The sequence below is a fragment of the Marinifilum sp. genome (genome assembly GCF_965230805.1).
GTDB lineage: Bacteria > Bacteroidota > Bacteroidia > Bacteroidales > Marinifilaceae > Marinifilum.
This window is the reverse complement of sequence record NZ_OZ246019.1, coordinates 4,729,013-4,747,261: the sequence shown is the minus strand read 5'-3', so window position 1 is coordinate 4,747,261 and position 18,249 is coordinate 4,729,013. Positions and strand designations below refer to the sequence as shown.

Annotated in this window: 17 protein-coding genes; 10 read left to right on the top strand and 7 right to left on the bottom strand. The window is 35.9% G+C overall.

Going from position 1 to position 18,249, the window contains the following annotated elements:
* Positions 1 to 152 precede the first annotated feature (152 nt).
* The 3 genes from ACO05S_RS18475 to buk all read left to right on the top strand — a co-directional run bounded on the left by ACO05S_RS18475 (position 153) and on the right by buk (position 4,489).
* Positions 153 to 1,970 (top strand): acyclic terpene utilization AtuA family protein, encoded by a 1,818-nt coding sequence (locus ACO05S_RS18475; RefSeq protein ID WP_421919493.1) that lies wholly within the window; start codon positions 153 to 155, stop codon positions 1,968 to 1,970.
* 222 nt (positions 1,971 to 2,192) lie between these two features.
* Complete coding sequence (locus ACO05S_RS18470) at positions 2,193 to 3,341, top strand: acyl-CoA dehydrogenase family protein (RefSeq protein WP_421919492.1); 1,149 nt, start codon at positions 2,193 to 2,195, stop codon at positions 3,339 to 3,341.
* 71 nt (positions 3,342 to 3,412) lie between these two features.
* A complete protein-coding gene (buk, locus tag ACO05S_RS18465; RefSeq protein WP_421919491.1) occupies positions 3,413 to 4,489 on the top strand; it encodes a butyrate kinase in 1,077 nt (358 codons plus the stop codon).
* Between the two features lie 70 nt (positions 4,490 to 4,559).
* On the opposite strand, the gene ACO05S_RS18460 is transcribed toward buk, so the two are convergent.
* From ACO05S_RS18460 to ACO05S_RS18440, 5 genes are all read right to left on the bottom strand, one after another.
* The gene (locus tag ACO05S_RS18460) at positions 4,560 to 4,874 is read right to left on the bottom strand and encodes a cation transporter (protein ID WP_421919490.1); all 315 of its coding nucleotides are present in this window, start codon (positions 4,872 to 4,874) and stop codon (positions 4,560 to 4,562) included.
* A gap of 39 nt (positions 4,875 to 4,913) precedes the next feature.
* Positions 4,914 to 7,139 carry a TonB-dependent receptor gene (locus tag ACO05S_RS18455; RefSeq protein WP_421919489.1) on the bottom strand — a complete coding sequence of 742 codons (2,226 nt, stop codon included), beginning with the start codon at positions 7,137 to 7,139 and terminating at the stop codon, positions 4,914 to 4,916.
* Positions 7,140 to 8,091: 952 nt separating this feature from the next.
* The gene (locus ACO05S_RS18450) at positions 8,092 to 9,060 is read right to left on the bottom strand and encodes a CobW family GTP-binding protein (RefSeq protein WP_421919488.1); all 969 of its coding nucleotides are present in this window, start codon (positions 9,058 to 9,060) and stop codon (positions 8,092 to 8,094) included.
* Positions 9,061 to 9,081: 21 nt separating this feature from the next.
* Positions 9,082 to 9,597 carry a nitroreductase family protein gene (locus tag ACO05S_RS18445; protein ID WP_421919487.1) on the bottom strand — a complete coding sequence of 172 codons (516 nt, stop codon included), beginning with the start codon at positions 9,595 to 9,597 and terminating at the stop codon, positions 9,082 to 9,084.
* Positions 9,598 to 10,784: 1,187 nt separating this feature from the next.
* Positions 10,785 to 11,912, bottom strand: coding sequence for a universal stress protein (locus ACO05S_RS18440; protein WP_421919486.1), 1,128 nt, complete (start codon positions 11,910 to 11,912; stop codon positions 10,785 to 10,787).
* A 19-nt stretch (positions 11,913 to 11,931) separates the two neighbouring features.
* On the opposite strand from ACO05S_RS18440, the gene ACO05S_RS18435 reads away from it, so the two are divergent.
* The 4 genes from ACO05S_RS18435 to rplI all read left to right on the top strand — a co-directional run bounded on the left by ACO05S_RS18435 (position 11,932) and on the right by rplI (position 13,400).
* Positions 11,932 to 12,057, top strand: coding sequence for a hypothetical protein (locus ACO05S_RS18435; RefSeq protein WP_421919485.1), 126 nt, complete (start codon positions 11,932 to 11,934; stop codon positions 12,055 to 12,057).
* Positions 12,058 to 12,309: 252 nt separating this feature from the next.
* Positions 12,310 to 12,660 carry a 30S ribosomal protein S6 gene (rpsF, locus tag ACO05S_RS18430; protein ID WP_216616269.1) on the top strand — a complete coding sequence of 117 codons (351 nt, stop codon included), beginning with the start codon at positions 12,310 to 12,312 and terminating at the stop codon, positions 12,658 to 12,660.
* 3 nt (positions 12,661 to 12,663) lie between these two features.
* On the top strand, positions 12,664 to 12,933 hold the full coding sequence (gene rpsR / locus ACO05S_RS18425) for a 30S ribosomal protein S18 (RefSeq protein WP_054721204.1): 270 nt from the start codon (positions 12,664 to 12,666) through the stop codon (positions 12,931 to 12,933).
* A gap of 23 nt (positions 12,934 to 12,956) precedes the next feature.
* Complete coding sequence (gene rplI / locus ACO05S_RS18420) at positions 12,957 to 13,400, top strand: 50S ribosomal protein L9 (RefSeq protein WP_421919484.1); 444 nt, start codon at positions 12,957 to 12,959, stop codon at positions 13,398 to 13,400.
* Positions 13,401 to 13,515: 115 nt separating this feature from the next.
* On the opposite strand, the gene ACO05S_RS18415 is transcribed toward rplI, so the two are convergent.
* Complete coding sequence (locus tag ACO05S_RS18415) at positions 13,516 to 14,022, bottom strand: CAP domain-containing protein (RefSeq protein WP_421919483.1); 507 nt, start codon at positions 14,020 to 14,022, stop codon at positions 13,516 to 13,518.
* A gap of 179 nt (positions 14,023 to 14,201) precedes the next feature.
* Between ACO05S_RS18415 and ACO05S_RS18410 the strand changes: the two genes are divergently transcribed.
* Both ACO05S_RS18410 and ACO05S_RS18405 read left to right on the top strand, forming a co-directional pair.
* On the top strand, positions 14,202 to 15,359 hold the full coding sequence (locus tag ACO05S_RS18410; protein ID WP_421919482.1) for an MFS transporter: 1,158 nt from the start codon (positions 14,202 to 14,204) through the stop codon (positions 15,357 to 15,359).
* Entirely contained in the window at positions 15,346 to 16,200 is an 855-nt protein-coding gene (locus tag ACO05S_RS18405; protein WP_421919481.1) for a hypothetical protein, read from the top strand. Before ACO05S_RS18410 ends, ACO05S_RS18405 begins: the two co-directional genes overlap by 14 nt.
* Positions 16,201 to 16,305: 105 nt before the next feature.
* Here the strand turns inward: ACO05S_RS18405 and ACO05S_RS18400 are convergent, their stop codons facing one another.
* Positions 16,306 to 16,965 (bottom strand): hypothetical protein, encoded by a 660-nt coding sequence (locus ACO05S_RS18400; RefSeq protein WP_421919480.1) that lies wholly within the window; start codon positions 16,963 to 16,965, stop codon positions 16,306 to 16,308.
* Between the two features lie 281 nt (positions 16,966 to 17,246).
* On the opposite strand from ACO05S_RS18400, the gene dapA reads away from it, so the two are divergent.
* On the top strand, positions 17,247 to 18,161 hold the full coding sequence (gene dapA / locus ACO05S_RS18395) for a 4-hydroxy-tetrahydrodipicolinate synthase (protein ID WP_421919479.1): 915 nt from the start codon (positions 17,247 to 17,249) through the stop codon (positions 18,159 to 18,161).
* Positions 18,162 to 18,249 lie beyond the last annotated feature (88 nt).

Sequence of the window (18,249 nt, the reverse complement as noted above, 5' to 3'; positions counted from 1 at the left end):
TAAACTAATGATTAAACCTACAGGCTAATGATTATTTTGATCTGGCAGCTTCCATCTGACAAATGGAAAAAGAAATTCGAAATATTAACATTAGTTTGATAAAAAACTGAAAATATATTTTTGATCGAACGAATTATAAAAATGAACTAAAGATGAAAAGCAAAATCAGAATTGCAAATGCCGGAGGTTTCTGGGGAGATGACCTGGGGGTATTACGCCGACAACTTGAAGGAGGTGAGATCGATTATATATCATCCGATTTTTTAGCTGAAGTTACCATGAGCATTCTTCGAAAACAGCAGTTAAAGAACCAAGCGTTGGGTTATGTTACTGATTTTGTCGATCAGATTGTGGATGTGGCCGATTTAATGAAATCGAAAGGTGTACGCATGATTACCAACGCTGGTGGAATTAATCCCTTAGGATGTGCACGCAAGATTTTATCAGAATTGGAAAAGAAGGGTGTTTCCTTAAAGATTGCTGTTGTTGATGGGGACAATATTATTGATCAGATTAATGATTTTTATCCTGCGAAAGCCAATTTTAAAAATATGGATTCGGGTGAAGATTTTGCTTCCATTGCTGAAAACATACAGAGTGCAAATATATATTTAGGAGTACCACCTTTGTTAAAGGCTTTGGAAAGTGGAGTCGATCTAATTCTGGCAGGTCGCGTTACCGATACTTCGGTTACCATGGCGCCGATGATTTATGAATTGGGCTGGGAGCTGAACGATTGGGACAAACTGGCAGCAGGTTTGGTGGCCGGTCATATCATAGAGTGTGGTGCACAGTCGACAGGTGGTAACTTTACCGATTGGCAAAAAGTAGAGCGTTGGGACAATATGGGATACCCCGTAGTAGAGATGAACAAAAATGGTGATTTTGTTGTTTACAAACATGAAGATACAGGTGGCTTGATAAGTGTGGATACCATTCGAGAACAGTTGGTTTATGAAATGGGTAATCCCGATCAGTACATAAGTCCTGATGTAGTTGCCGATTTTACCCATTTAAGGCTAAAAGAAATTGATGTAGATAAGGTTTTGGTTAGCGGTGCAAAAGGACTGCCTTCCACTCCATATTTAAAAGTATCAATGGCTTATGAAGATGGCCATAAGGCAACAAGTTCCATCGTTATTAGTGGAGGAAGGGTACTGAATAAAGCTCAAGAGTTTGAAAAGATTTTTTGGGATCGATTAGATACTGATTTCTTAAAGAAGAATACCGAGTTTGTGGGTTATAATGCTTGTCATCAGCATTTGGCAGAGGATATTGATCCTAACGAGATTTTGCTTCGTTTGTCGGTTTATGATACCGATGTTGATAAAATCAAAGATTTCTCGATGAGTATTGCTCCCTTGATTTTGAGTGGTCCCCCGGGGGTTGCAGTAACGGGTGGACGAGCCAGGATGCAACAGGTAATTACCTATTGGCCTACCTTAATTCCGAAGGAGTGCATTACTTCTACCGTTCATATTTTGGATGAAAAGGGTAATGTAGTTGAATCGAATAAAATTGGATCAGTATTGGGATACGAAAAAGAATTGGAAGTGATGGAGTATTTAGAGCATACCGAATTTGTTGATCCGGCCTGGGAGGAAGATCGTTTGATAACCGTTGCTTTGCGCGATATTTGCCTGGGGCGTTCAGGCGATAAGGGTGATACGGTAAATATTGGTGTTTTGGCTCGCTCAAAAGAGGTATATCAATACCTAAAACATGATTTGACTGCCGAAAGAGTTTCCGAAATGTTTTTTGGAATGGTAAAGGGCAACATACAGCGTTATGAGATTGATAATTTGTTGGCATTGAATTTTCTTTTGGAAGAATCGCTTGACGGTGGTGGTACAAAATCATTAATGATTGATGCACAAGGAAAAACATTTGCAACGGCTCTTTTAAACCAGGAAATCATGATTCCTGAAAAATTGCTTTCGTCAATAATGAAGGTAGAATCGAAAAATTAGATCTTTCTTTTCTGCGAATGAATATAGAGAATTAAAGAATATCACTAACTTAAAAATACTTAATGAATAATGCAGATGAGGTTGTACGAAAAGTAATTTTTATATATGTAATTCAGTTTTACGGGAACTTGAATTTTAAAGATATCCCTTAAGGGGATGTACGGATCGATACAATTTTTGCTGGTACAACTGCTCTATCATGCTATATAATAAATTTTAATAATGAATTTCGAATTAAACGAAGAATATCATATCATAAGAAAAGCTGTTCGCGACTTTGCGGAGCGTGAAATTAAGCCATTGGCAAAAGATCTTGATGAGAAAGAGGAGTTTTCTGTAGAATTGACACAGAAAATGGGAGAGATGGGATTGTTTGGGATGTTTATTCCTGAAAAATATGGTGGACAAGGTTCGGATTATCTTTCCTATATCATTGCTGTGGAAGAAATTGCCAGGGTAGATGGATCACATGCAGCAACATTGGCTGCTCATAATTCGCTGGGAATAGGTCCTTTGTATATGTTCGGAACGGAAGAGCAGAAGATGAAATACTTGCCGATGCTGTGCACGGGAGATGATTTGTGGGCTTTCGGACTTACTGAGCCTGATGCAGGATCAGATTCGCGTGGATCAAAAACTTTTGCCAAAGACAATGGACAAAGCTGGGAAATTAATGGTTCTAAGATATTTATCACCAATGGATCTACTCCTATGTGTTCAGGGGTTACAGTTCAGGCAGTTACTTCTATTAATGGAAAAGAAAAAGAGTTTTCAACTTTTATTGTAGAAAAGGATACTCCGGGATGGTCGTCGAAAACCATGCATGGCAAGTTAATGTGGCGAGCTTCCGATACGGCTGAAATGTTTTTTGATACCTGTTGCATCCCCAAAGAGAATATGCTGGGCGAAAGAGGAATGGGATCGAAAATTATGCTGAAAACATTGGATTCGGGAAGGTTATCCATTGCAGCCATGGGATTGGGTTTGGCTCAGGGAGCTTTCGAAATGGCCTTGCAATACTCAAAGGAAAGAAAACAGTTTGGAAAACCAATCTCCAAGTTTCAGTCCATATCTTTTAAGTTGGCCGATATGGCTACCAAAATAGAATTGGCCAGAAATCTTTTATACAAAGCTTGCTGGTTGAAAGACAATGGGAAACCTTTTGCCAAAGAGGCAGCTATGTCGAAGCTGTACTGCTCCGAAATTGCAAAAGAAGTTGCCGATGAGGCCGTGCAAATACATGGTGGCTATGGCTTGATGAAAGAATATCCGGTGGAACGTTTCTACAGGGATCAAAGGTTATTGCAAATTGGGGAAGGAACCTCGGAAATTCAACGATTGGTAATTTCGAGATATATTATGGATGACTAAAGAGAATTAACTGAACACAAGCTGAAAATTCCTAAAACGATACAGTTTGTTTAACCCAAAATACTAACAATATGAGTAGAGAACTTATTTTGGCATTAAACCCGCGCATGCAATTTACCCGAATTGCTGTTTACAGATTGAATACAACTGTTTTTTTAAAAAAAATCAATCACAAGCCTGAGGAATTGCTAGGTTTTAAAACCTATGCCGATCAGGTACCTATGAGGGCAAAAATTGTCCTCGAGGAATTAAAAAATAATGATATCAGAATCGATGACATAACTGTTGTAATAGGTCGCGGAGGACTTTTAAGGCCGGTAAAATCGGGCGTGTACAAAGTAAATGAACAAATGTGCAAACATTTGTCGGGTAACGAATATGGCGACGATGTTGTGAATCTGGGCGGCTTGCTGTCGCAGGCCTTAGCCGGCGAATTAAGCAATGCTACTGCTTACATTGCCGATCCGGTTGTTGTGGATGAATTGGATGATATTGCCAGAATTACAGGTCGACCAGAGTACAAAAAGAAGTCTATATTTCATGCCTTGGATCATAAGACCAGTGCAAGAAAGTTTGCCCAAAGTATTTATAAAAAATATGAAGATCTCAATCTGATTATTGCCCATCTGGGAGGAGGAATTAGTATTGGCGCTCATAAAAAGGGAAAAGTGGTTGATTCGAATCAGGCTTACGATGGCGATGGTCCATTTTCTCCAATCCGAAGCGGAAGTTTACCTATTGGTGATTTAATCAGGGAGTGTTACTCGGGTAAATACTCACAAGATGAGATGCTTAGCAAGCAAACAGGTAAGGGTGGGCTGTATGCTCATTTTAATACCTACAGTGGTTATGATGTTTGCAAAATGAGAGATGCAGGCGATAAAAAGGCTACTGAGGTTTTGAGTGCAATGGCATACCAGGTTGCCAAATCCATTGGTGCCATGTACCCGGTATTTGGAGGACAGAATGTGGATGGCATTGTCATTACCGGAGGAATGGCAAAGGATGAGCTTTTGGTTCGTGAGATTAAAGAACGGGTAGAGATGATTGCTCCTGTTTCCATTCAGCCAGGTGCCGAGGTGTTAGGTGCACTTGCTGATTATGGAAATCTGATTTTACGAAAAGAAACAGAGATATTGGAGTATTAAGATAAAAAAGGGCGAAAGACCATCATTCGCCCTTTTCTTTTGATTTGGCTTATACCAATACCAGCTTTATTTATAATTTGATTTCTTCAACTTTAAATTTAAGTTTTTCTATAGCCTTCTTCAGATTTTCCTTGTTTGTTTTATCAGTTCTGTAACTAATGCTAACTTTTTGAGCTTTAAAATCAACATCTAATTTCTTCACTCCTTTTTCAAAAGGAATGTTCTTTTCGATTTTACCTGCACAGCCCATACAGTCCATTTCAACTTTAAATACAACGGTTTCAACAGCTTTAGTTCCTTTGTTTCCTGCATATGAAAGTGTTGATACAAGAACGATACTTAGCATTAAAAGGGTGCTTTTAAAAAGTTTTGATAATTTTTTCATTTTGTAATTTTTAATGGTTTATAATAATATAGTTTGCATTTATTCGATTGTAAAACGTAACCCTACGTAATACTTTCTTTCCTGAATTGGTCCCCAAATCATCGAGGCATCAAAGTATTCACCAAAAGGATCTTCTGCTGCAATAATAGGATTCTTTTGAGTGTAATTGCCAATGTTTTCGGCACCTACATAAATTTCCCAAATTTTAAACCGTTTGGTGATTTGTGCATTCATAACTGCATACACAGGCGACTTTTCTCTTCTTTGGTGTTCTGCAGCATTGGCTTGTGTAGAAGGAATTCTCATGTCACCATTTAATTGGGTTGTGAAATCGAATTGCCACTTGTTAAAGTTTGTGGCATAAGATGTTGTAATCAATCCTTTAAATCGATTTACATAGGGAACCTTCTGAAATACATTATTGATATCGGCCTTAACATCTGAAAAACGAATGGCACTTGTAATATCAAATCTATCAATGGGAGCAAATTTCAATTCAACTTGGTAATTGTTTGCCCACGATTCTCCGTCCAGATTATAAAATCTTACTTTATTCAAACTGTTATCTAAATCAGTAATGATTTGATTATCGAAAACAGTTCTGTAAATATCAGCTGAAAGAGTAAATGTTCTCCCAAATAATTCAAAATATTGAGTTAAGCTTAAACCAAAGTTCCAAGCCTTTTCTTGCTTTAAATCATCAGCAATCTCAAACGATCTGCTTGAGGCTAGCAAGAAACTGTTTTCTGCAATCGGATTTGATGTTCTTCTGCCATTGCCAATAGCCAAACGAAACGTAGTTTCAGGAGCAAACTGATACCTAAAGTGCAAACGCGGGGTTACAAAACCTCCAAATAAATTGTGCTTATCGTAACGCAATCCTGTTTGCAAAGTGATTTTATCATTTGGCAAGTATGTGTACTCGGCATATATACCTGTTACTTTCTCGCTTCTATCCGTTTGGTAATTATCAATACTTAAAAACTCTTTAAAATTATCATAAATATAGGATAAGCCAGCAGTGTATTTGTGCTTTAAATTACCTATGTAGGATTGAAACAAAAAATTGGCATAGAAATACTTTTGCTTGGCATCATACTTTCTTAACCCATAAAACGAATTTTGCTTGTGCGATGCAAAGTTGGTGATTAAGGCGATACTTTGGTCTTCATCCTTTGGCATGATATAGCCAATCTTTGCAAAAGCCTCATATCTTCGGGTGTCAATATCAATGCGGTAAGCATTGTTTAAATTATTAGGCTTACGCTTATCATATCCTTTCTGGCCACCCGTTCTTTGTTCATCAATGAATTTTCCTCCAAACTGAACCATTAGGCTTTTGCTCGCATTCCAATTCCAACGGTTGATAAAATTGTACTGCGTAACCATTGGATCATCAAGAAAATTATCATGATTGTGATCGATTTCGCTATCGTTATCTTGTCCGTGAGCCAAAACAGAAGTGCTCAACTTCGGTGATAGCTTTGCTGAAGCAATCATGTTTACTTCGGCCATTCCCATGCTGTTGGCAAAAGTGTTTAGGTAAAATTTAGGAGAACTTTCAGGGCGCAGATAGTTGATGTTAATTTGACCCGTTATAGATTCGTAACCGTTGATCACCGATCCAACACCCTTCGAAACCTGAATCGATTCCATCCAGGGTCCAGGAACATAAACCATACCGTAAACCGAGGCCAATCCTTTAAAATTGGGATTCTTTTCAGTCATCATTTCAATGTATTTTCCGGTTAAACCAAGTAGTTTAATCGATTTTGCTCCCGTTGCGGCATCGGCATACGATACGTCAACCGAGGCATTGGTTTCAAAACTTTCTGAAAGATTGCAGCAAGCGGCTTTGCAAAGTTCAGCACCAGTAATACTCTGCGATTGTATTGGATTATCCCGATCTAATATAGTTCCAAGTTTTCGCTCCGAAACAACAACTTCACCAAGTTCAATATTTGGCTCCAGTTCTATGATTAACTCTCTATCTTTAAATTCTTCAATCTTAATTTCTTTCGTTTTGTATCCAACAAACTGAACAACGATTATTTTAGATTTGTCAACTGAATTTAGTACAAATGAACCATTGGCATTTGCAGCTGTACCTATGTTTGTGTTTTTCCAAAAAACAGATGCACCTGCCAATGGAATCACTTCTCCATTGTTTTGTTTTTCAACGATTTTACCTTTGATATTTATGTTTTTAGCAAACGAAACAAAAGGAATTAGAAAGAAGACAAGTGTTATTATCTTGATTTTCATAACAATAATTCTGAATTAAAATTGATCATACTTTATAAGAAAAGATCAATTTGAAATTGAATAAAATTCTATGTAATTGCATGTAGTTGTGTACCAATTTTTTGTATTTGCCTTTTCAATTCCATTCAATGTTTTGGTCTTGCACAGAACGAAAAATCAGGACATAGTGACGGCTATGGTGATTTTCCTAAGGAAGTATAAAACCTATATCGAAAAGGGATAATGTTTCGTGCAGAGCAACTGAAACAGATACAATGCCAAAAGCTAGTTTGGGCATTATGCCTTAAAAATTGGTGTTAAAAAATTCAGAATCAACAAAGGTAAGAACACAGTATGCTCCTGTCTGCAATTATAAAGTCGTCGGGGGAATCATCAAAAAAACCAAATTTTGGTAGCGATGAAATTGACTTGTTTGCTGTGTTTAAGGTGTTTGTGAATAGCAATATTGTTTCGATAGCAAGAGGTGCCTTGCTACTTTCATTTATCGTTGTATAGGGATTTGTTTTTAGGTATACAAAATCGTAATTGCAACACAAGCTGTTATGGCAATCCTCATTGCTTACATGATTCATTTTTTTATGAGAATGATCACAACAGCAACAGGCACAATCATCATCACAACTTGTACTATGATTTGCACAAGAAATATCAACATTAAAGTGAATTTCGGAATGCTTGCAAGATGTGCAGCTATGCTTAACAAAGTGAATACCACAGAAACCTGTCAGGTAAAACCCTAACAGAATCAGAGAGGTAATTTTTCTTAATGGTGTCTTCACTTTTTCTTTCCTTTAATCAGTAATCAGACGTGCAAAACTATAAAATGGGTGAATCAGAAATAAAAAAACTTTTGTGTTGAGCTGTGCACAAATTTATATAAAAGTTTGTTTAAACTTAGTTAAAGCAGTGTTAAAACTGGTAATTAAAGCGAAATCAGCTTGTTATAATTGGCTCATGCTTTTAATTCCAGAAGGTTTTTTTCGATTACTTTTTTATTTAGGCTTTTGCCAATAATAATAATCTTAGACTCTCTTTTTTCATCCGGCTCCCAAGCTTTCCCAATAGTAGCTTTTATTTGGGTGTGCACCGATTGCAATACAATTCTGTTTTGAACACCTTTTAAATTCAAAATCCCCTTAACGCGATAAATGGTATCTTGATTAAATTGCAGAAATGCATCAAGCCACATTCCTATTTTCATCTGATCTAAGGGTTCATTGCATGTAAACAGCATGTTTTGAATGGTGTGATGGTTCTTAGCAGATTTATTATTCATGTTGGTTTCTAAACCGAAAATATGCTGGAAAACCTTTTCTGTCTTGTATGAAAACCGATCAAGTAGTTCTGCATTTTCAACTTTAGAAAATTGACATTCCAGAATCTCAGCTTGCTGATTTTGATTTCGTAGCAATCGTAAAATCGAATCTTTATCAGTGTCGTTTATCAAATCTACTTTGTTTAGCAGTATCAAATCAGAAATTGCAATCTGCTTTGATAAAACTTCCTCTTTTTCCAAATCAGAACCTAAGTTTTTAGCATCAACCATACAGATTACACTATCGAGTTCAAATTGATTTTTGATAATGGGATCACTAATAAAACAGGCAAGAATAGCTCCCGGATCAGCAATTCCGGTTGTCTCAATTAGCAGATGGTTGAATGGATGTTTTGATTCTACCAATTTTTGAAGAACAACAATTAAATCCTGATTTAAATTGCAACAAATGCATCCATTACTTAGCTCGAATATATCTTCAGATTGGATATTTTTAACCAAAGCAGAATCAATATTCTCTTCACCAAATTCATTCTCGATAATTGCAAATTTCTTATTGGGATAATCAAAAATCAGATGATTTAATAAGCTTGTTTTGCCTGCACCTAAAAATCCGGTGACAACTGTTACTGGTATTTTACACATTTGTTTGCAATTCATTTTATACTAAAACTTTTCCCAGTGTACAATTTCATTTAAGGCCTTGCGCTTTTTTACCGGAATTTTATCATGCTTTGGATAGCCCAGTGTTAAGATTGCGATCGGTTCAATAAAATTGGGCAACTGAAAGAATTCTTTGCATTTTTCAACATAGAAATTGCAAATCCAACAAGTGCCCAAACCCAATTCAGTTGCTTGCAAAGTCATATGATCTATGGCTATGGCAGTATCTACATCGGTATGATCCTTTCCATCTTCTTTTCTTTCCCATGCTGCATCATGATCACCGCAAATAATGATATAAACAGGAGCTTCTTTAAACCAATCTCTATGGTAAATTTCGGAGAACTTAGCATGGTTTTCAGCTTCACGTATTACAATAAAATGCCAAGGCTGATTGTTTACAGCTGATGGAGCAAGCTGACCAGCCTCCAATATTTTTATCAGCTTTTCTTCTTCAACTTCTTTTGGTTGATAGGAACGAACCGAGTATCTGTTTTCTATAATAGTTCTTAAATCCATTCTTACTTTTTTTGATTTTAATTGCAAAAATGTAAAATAATTGAACAGCAGAAAAGCGAACTCGAAATTATATATTCCATTTATCCCGGAAACGGCAGGTGAAAAATGTAAACCTCAAGCCTTTCAAATGATCATGATTGTGCTAAGTTGATTTCTTTCTTTTTAAAAGTGCACAATTCAAGCAGAATCGATAAAGGGAAGATATGTACTAAGTAACATGATATTTTTGCTTTGTTTGGAAGTGAATGCATTTTCGGACTAATGACATAAAGCCGGGAGCTGGCTTGTGATTTATACCATTCTTAGACCAAAAGTTTTTGTTTGTATCTTGTAAGCCAGTAAGTTGTGTTGCTGATTCCGCGTATTTTATCATCCAAATTATAAACAAAGAATAGGAGAATTGAATATCAATCATTTTGATTCATAATTGGTATTGCTTCTTTATTTTCGCAAGAGTATTTTTTCCCATACCCTGTATACTGCTTTTACAGGGTCGTGTGTACTACTTTTACAGGGTCATGTATACTATAGTATACAGGGTATGGGAAAAATCTGTATCGCAAATGCAGATTAAAAAATGAGCTTGAAAAGCAGGTAGGCCGTCTTATAAGCTATAAAAATGGATACTTTCCGACTCAATTTAGGAACAGTAAAACACCTAAGGGAAAAATACAGAAGGCTAATGTCATTTTGAATTTTTATGAAAGATATCTTTTGGTTAAATTTAATGTGAAGATGTCGTAAAGAGAACTTTCTGTGGATAGAGTTTTACGTCGAACTCACTTTATTTTAAAGAGAAAGGCATACAAGATCAGGATGCTGTGGATTTCTTTGTTCAAACTATTGATAATATGTTGGCATTGTATCCGCATAAGCGATTTGCTTCGATTTGTGATCTTACTGAATTGATTTTATCCCCTCCTAAAATGGCCATGCAAAGAAGCCATAAAAAAGATTGATGAGCATTTGCAATACGAACACAATGCCATTGTGATTGAATCAAAGTTTCTGCAAATTATCAAAGCATATGTGTTTTCGTTCTATTTGAGGAACATCAAGGCGAAAACGCATATTTTTCGTGAACCTGCAAAAGCAATTAACTGGCTCGACAAGCAGGCTTATCAAACCGATGAATTAAAAAAGTTTTTGGGCTTGTGAACTTTCCGTTTTTGTTTCATAATTTGATTTTAATGAAAAATCAAGATTGGCATATGTGTTTTTATAAACAGCTTTCTTGATAATTGGCCAAAGAATAATCTTTGCAGTAAGCTTTGTTTTCTTGCAAGAATAGCTATCAACCCAATGTCTTGATCCTGAGTGTATTTTTCAATTCCTTGCGATTTTTCATCTTCGTGTATGATTCTGCAGCTTACATCACTATTGCCAAGTGTTCTTTTTAAATACTTGCGAAGAACCTGCATACGATGCTCTTCCATTGGATCATCATCTGAAAATTTGTCATCGAAGTGCACACAGTGAATTTTCATATCGTATGGCTGAGTTATGTATTTTAGATTTGCAATGGCTCTAAAGTCGGCCTTATCAAAATCTGTAGCATACATGATATTGTGAATCCGGTCGAAATTAACAACATCAGCCTGGTCGGAAAGAATTAAGATTGGAACATCTGTTTCTTCTATCACGTTGGATACCACACTACCTAAAAGATTGGTTGTGCCCGCAGTTTCACCTCTGCTACCCATAATCATTAGGTCGGGTTGGTATCTTTTACAGATATTTAATATTTCCGAAGATGCAGTTCCTGCACTCAGTTCATAATCTACTTCGATGCCTTCAATTCTTTCTTCTTCAAGGCGATTTCGAATGTCATAGTATAGCTCTTTAATTTTTGCTTTGGCATTTTTTTCTACTTCCGATAATACTTCCACTATTGTAGAGTTGTAGGTGTAACTATCAGAAAATGGAACTGTTTCGATTGCAGATGCAAAGTAAGTGTGAAATAATAAAATGTCTGCGTTAAACTTTTTAGCAATGCCAAGGGCACAATCACAAAGTTTTGGAGAAAAATCTGAGAAATCAACAGGAACCAAGATGCGGTTTACATCAATGTTCTGATGTGGGAAAGTAGCATCCAAATCTTCCTGTACATAGCTTAAATCGAGTTCTTCAATAATTTTTAAAGCACGATTAAGGTTTTCTTCTTTAATTCGAAGCTTTACTCCACCGCCAACGGCAGATTGTATTAAATTTAAATTCTTTAAATAGCACTCAACTCCTTCCGATTCCAAACGAGTTTGAAGCAGCTGGGCTCTTGAGTAACTATAGGTTGCCAATGTTATCATCCTGTCCTTCATAAGCCTGAGTTTAGTTTAAATGATTAGTAAAAAGTTACAAAAAAATGGCTTGCTTGCCAAGCAAGGCAAGGAATGCAGACTAATTAAAAACGAGTTGTACGATGGCTATATGAACTGGTGGTATTATATGCTGGTATTAGGATGATATCAATCTCTTTCTTTAACACTGTTGATTTTATTCTTCCATAAAAATTGTTTTACTCATGTTCGTTTCATATTAAAGTTGGTAACACTTAAAGATTAATTTAAGGGCTTTTGGTTCATCTCAAAAGCTTTACTTTTGCTGTTCGCTGCCAAATTAAGGCTTGACATTATTGAAAAATCAAAAAAGAATAGTTACTTTTGCGGCTCGATAAAAACACTTAATTATTAAGTATTAAATTAAATTATTTAAGTTATGTTGAATCATTATGAAACCGTTTTCATTGTAACTCCCGTTTTATCTGAGGCTCAGGTAAAGGAAGCGGTAGAAAAATTCAAGACTCTTATTACCGAAAATGGCGGTAAGATTGAAAATGAAGAGAACTGGGGATTGCGCAAGCTTGCTTATCCAATTCAAAAGAAAAGTACTGGTTTTTACCAACTACTTCAATTTGAAGCTCCAGGTGAATTGATCGAGAAATTGGAAGTAAACTACAGACGTGATGAAAGAATCATGCGTTTCTTAACTTTCAAGCTTGACAAATACGCTTATGAGTATTCAATTAAAAGAAAAGGAAACCTTAAAGAAACTAAAGAGGAGAAATAAGCTATGGCACAAAATCAATCAGAAATCAGATATTTGACCCCACCTTCAGTTGAGATCAAAAAGAAAAAATACTGTCGTTTCAAGAAAAACAAGATCAAGTATATCGATTACAAAGATCCTGAATTCTTGAAGAAATTCTTGAACGAGCAGGGTAAGATTTTACCTCGTCGTATCACAGGTACTTCTTTAAAATATCAAAGAAAGGTAGCAACTGCAGTTAAACGTGCTCGTCACTTGGCATTACTACCATACGTAACTGACATGATGAAATAATCTTTAAAGAAGGAGGAAACGAAATGGAAGTAATCTTAAAACAAGATATCCATACTTTAGGATATAAGAACGATATCGTAACTGTTAAGAATGGTTACGGAAGAAACTATTTAATTCCTAATGGTCTTGCAATTTTAGCTACAGAGTCAGCTAAGAAAATGCATGCTGAAAACATGAGACAAAGAGCTCATAAAGAGGAAAAAATTAAAAACGAAGCATTAGAAATTGCTAAGAAATTAGAAGGTGTTACTTTAAGTTTAGGTGCTAAAACCAGTACTACCGGTAAGATCTTTGGTTCTGTTAACAACATCCAAATCGCTGAAGCATTAGTGGAAAAAGGATTCGAAATTGACAGAAAAGTAATTTCTATAAAAGATGCTGTAAAGGAGATCGGTAAGTATACCGCTTCTATTAAACTTCACAAAGAAGTTAAAGTTGAGATCGAATTTGAAGTGGTTTCTGAATAATTCGCTTCACAACACAATTAATTTAAGTTTTTAACAGACAGACTTAAAGCTTTTCAAACAAACAGATATAAGCCACACCGATTAACGCCCGGTGTGGTTTTTTCATGTACTAAAGTTATCTTTGCGTTCCAAAATTCTGGGTCCAGTAGGTTCCTGCTCTTCCCACACCCATTTCTTTAAAACTGCCATTCATGATATTGGCGCAATGTCCTGCACTTTTTAGCCAAGCATTTATTACTTGTTGTTCCTTGGTATATCCAAATGCAATGTTTTCGCCAGCTGTGGAATAATTGTACTCAACTTCCTTTAGACGTGTTGTTAATGTACTGCCATTAAGGGATTCGTGTAAGAAAAAATCATTCTCATACATATTGGTACTATGATTTTTAGCAGCTTGCTCAAGTTTAGCATTCCAGGATACTGCCTCAACCGGAGGATAATAAGTGTCGCCGCATGTTGTTCCCGCAGCTCTTACATCATTCACCAAATCCAATAACAGCTTTTCATCAATGGTAACCGATTGTTCTGTTAACTCCTCTTCAATAATCTCTGCTTCATCGCTACCGCAAGCACTTAATCCTAATAAAAATGCGGCAAAACCTACACATAATAAATTTCTCATTCTCGAAATATTTATAAAATTAATAATGCAGGTTGATGTTAAAAGGTTGGCAGTTCAAATATAGTTGTTTTTATTAAAAATTAAATACGTTTGCCGTATTCCATGCATTAAGAAACAATTGTACTAAGGTTAAGTAGTATTTTAGTAACTTTGCCACTCATTTTTAAGAGATGTAAGACATGACCAAGGATTTGAAAAGAAATATCATGTACCAGTACCTGATGTTGTTGGTAATTGCAGCAACTGCTGGTCATCAAGGCTGGAGAACTTTGTTTAATAATTTAGCCGTTGACGAAGTTGGGATTAATGGTTTTCAAGTTGGTATTATTCAATCAGTAAGAGAGGTTCCGGGCTTTTTAGCATTGTTGGTTGTTTATTTGCTATTGGTAATCAAAGAGCATAAGTTATCGGCAATTTCGGTTTTGCTGGTTGGAGTTGGGGTTGCCTGCACAGGATTTTTTCCAAGTTTTTGGGGATTGATTTTTACCACATTGCTCATGTCAGTCGGATTTCATTATTTCGAGACCACAAACAAATCATTAACCTTACAGTACTTTTCTCATGAAGATTCCCCATTTGTATTTGCCAGGCAAAAGAGTTGGACGGCTGTTGCCAATGTTAGTATGGGAGCATTTATTTATGGAATTGCTCATTTGATATCACTGCAGTTAAGCTTTATTCTTATTGGAGCTGTTGTTTTTTTACTTGGGGTTTGGGCATTGTTTTGGAAACCAACAGATAAGAATATAGTTCCTCAAAATAAGGGAATGGTGGTACGAAAAAGGTATTGGCTTTTTTATGTGCTTAATTTTTTAAGTGGAGCGCGTCGTCAGATCTTTGTAGTGTTTGCCGTATTTATGCTGGTAGAAAAGTACAACTATTCGGTTCAGGATATTGCAGTATTATTTGTGATAAATAATATTATCACCTATTTCATATCGCCTTATATTGCCAAGGGAATAAATAAATTTGGAGAACGCAAGATGCTTTCTGCTGAGTACATCAGCCTGATTTTTGTTTTTCTTGGATATGCATTTGTTGATAACGCATGGATTATTGCAGGCCTTTACATTATCGATCATATCTTTTTTGGTTTTTCGATGGGAATTAATACCTATTTCCAGAAAACAGGTGACCAAAAGGATATTGCGCCATCAATGGCAGTAGGTTTCACAATTAATCACATATCTGCAGTTGTAATTCCGGTTGTGGGAGGTATGTTGTGGATGATTGATCGGCACATTCCATTTTTAGCGGGAGCTGCCATAAGTGTTATATCCTTGGGATTTGTTCAATTAATAAAAGTAAAAAAAATCAATATAGATGCAGACAAATAAAGAAATATACCAGGCTCTAATTCAATCTTATAATAAAGGTATTCAAGAGAAAAATCCAAGTTTGATAAGAGATTTTTTGATGGATCGTTCTGTTGATAACTTAAAAAATGATGCGGCTTATTATTTGGAGATATTGCACTTGCGGGCAGGTGCTTTTTCTCTTTTTGGAGAGTTACATGAGGCAGGTGAAGAATATCGTAAAGGTTATTGTTCATGTTCAAAATCAGGTAAATGGATTTATGGATTGAATTGGGCTTTGCAGTACATGGCTGAATTTTCGTTTAAACGAGGCGATGAAAAAATTGTAAATGCAATGAAGGAAGGTGTAAAAGTATTGGATCAAGCGTTTTTAGACTTACCTGAAGATAAATATCAAGAATTTTATCATTTGTGCTTGTCGAATGTGAAGGCGTTTATGTTGCTAACTTCAGGTAAGAGAGACGAGGCATTGGCATTGTTCAACGATTGTAAATTTACACCTGTTCCTATTCCGGAGTATAACGATAAAGAGTCATTACAGATGCTATTTGCTAATTTTACTAAAGGATTTGCTGTGGCTATTGAGCTAAAAAACCTTGATTTATTGATGAACCTGATGAAAGTAATTTCTATTGATGATCAAGTTTTATATAGTCAAGGGAATTTATTCCGTGTATTTTATGAAACACTGGTATGTGCATTTGATATGAGAGCTGAATTCATTACCGAGTTCAATGCCATGTATAAAATTAAGGATGCCTTGAAGAATCCAGCTCCTGAGTTTGCAAGCTTTCTTGACCTAATTGGGGAACAGAATTTCGACAAATTGGATGAGTTCTTTAAAGGCTTTGAAAAGATATAATTGTGATGATTTCATGGTAATCATGTATAAGAATTTATTCTTCCGGAACTCATCCCATTCATCAAGAAAAAAGAGATTTAAGTACGGGCTAAATCAATAGATCGATTAGTTGTTTCCCATATTTTTTAGAACTGAAAATGTTTTGTCTATATCAGAATCGTGCACAACCAATGTAAATTCGTTAGTGGTAGATACCACTTCTTCGATATTAATTCCAGCCCATGCAATATTTTTTAGAATATAGTAGTAGAACCCTAATTGTTGAGAATTGTTAGCAGGAAGTTTCAAAGTTACAGAAGATAGTTTTTCATTTTTTGCAACCAATTCTTCGCCATTAAAAGCTTCTTCTACCTTTTGCTGAAGAGAGCCGGAGACCACAAGGTTAGATTCAAACACTCCTTGTACCATGGTATAGAAAAACTCCTGTTTTGGCCCGATGGAGCGCAATAATTCCATGTGCTTTTCGATTAAGGTATTAGAGTTTTTAAAAGTGAAATCCATTAAGTTCGAACGAACAATGATGTCGCCAACATTTGTGATTACATCTTTCAAACCAGGATTGATTTTAACTTCAAGGTTTGGAGCTAACCTGTTCAATGCCATAATAATTGCTCCAATTTTTACAGGTTTTTTGACCGTATCTTCAACTTGATTCTGTATTTTGCGCGCTAAAGAAGAAACGTTAATTAAGCCTTCGACCAATGCCTCGGCCAAAAATGGCTGAGTATTCACAATTTTTTCTACCACTTGTGGAATTGTTATCATTTTTAAGATATTTGTTGTATTTCCTTACAAATATGTTGAAATAATCACAAAATGTAGAATTTATGAGTAAATTTTCTAAAAATTTTATTGACTTGTTTGCACCATCTATATTTGCAGGCGTAAACCACAACCCTGTATTAACCAGTAGGTTTTTTAATCAAGGAGAATAATACCGGTAATCTTCTGTTGGTGAATTGATCTTGTCAAATATCCATATCAGAGGTTTATCGGGATTATTTTAAGCTCTTTTAATACGTAAAAGAATCGAAAGCATAATGAATATGAATTGGCAAGGATCAATTGTTGCAATTGTAACACCTTTTAACAAAGATGGAAGCGTTGACTACGAAGCGCTGTATAATTTGATTGAATTTCAAATAGAAAATCAGTCGGATGGAATTGTAGTATGCGGAACTACAGGAGAAGCGGCTACCTTATCGAAAGATGAGTATCGTGAGGTGATTAAATTTGTTATCGCTAAGGTTAATAAACGCATTCCTGTAATTGTAGGAACCGGATCTAATTCGACGGCAACAGCTGTTGAAAATTCAAAAATGGCTGAATCTTTTGGAGCCGATGCAGCATTGGTTGTTTCGCCATACTATAACAAGCCGACAAGAAAAGGACTTAAAGACTATTTTACTCAGATTGCCAATGCGGTATCCATTCCTGTAATCATGTACAATGTTCCGGGAAGGACTGCGTCGAATATTCCTGCTGATTTGATAGTGGAATTGGCCAATGAAAACGAGAATATAGTTGGGATAAAAGAAGCTTCAGGGAATTTAGAACAAATGGCATGCATTCTGCGTGATAGACCTGTTGGATTTATGGTCTTTTCTGGGGACGATGCTATGGCATTTCCTGCTGTCTGTTTAGGTGCTGATGGTGTGATTTCTGTAATCGCCAATTTATTTCCAAAAGAGTTTCACGACTTAATGGAAGCAGCTTTAACAGGTAATCTGATTAAGGCTAGAGAATTACATTTAAAGTATTTAAATATTATTCAGTTGTGTTTTATCGAATCAAATCCAATACCTGTAAAAACAGGCTTGAGTTTAATGGGAAAGGTTAAAGAAGAATTCCGCTCACCCATCTGTAGAATGGAAGATCAGAACAGGGGTAAGCTATTAGTAGAGTTACAAAAGCTATTGGTTCAAACTTCTACCTATATGTCTAGAATTGAAGAATTATAAGAATAAATAATCACTGATTTTATATTTCCCCCCCCCTGAATTATACTACGAAACCATTTCTACGGAAGTGGTTTCTTTGTTTTGATTC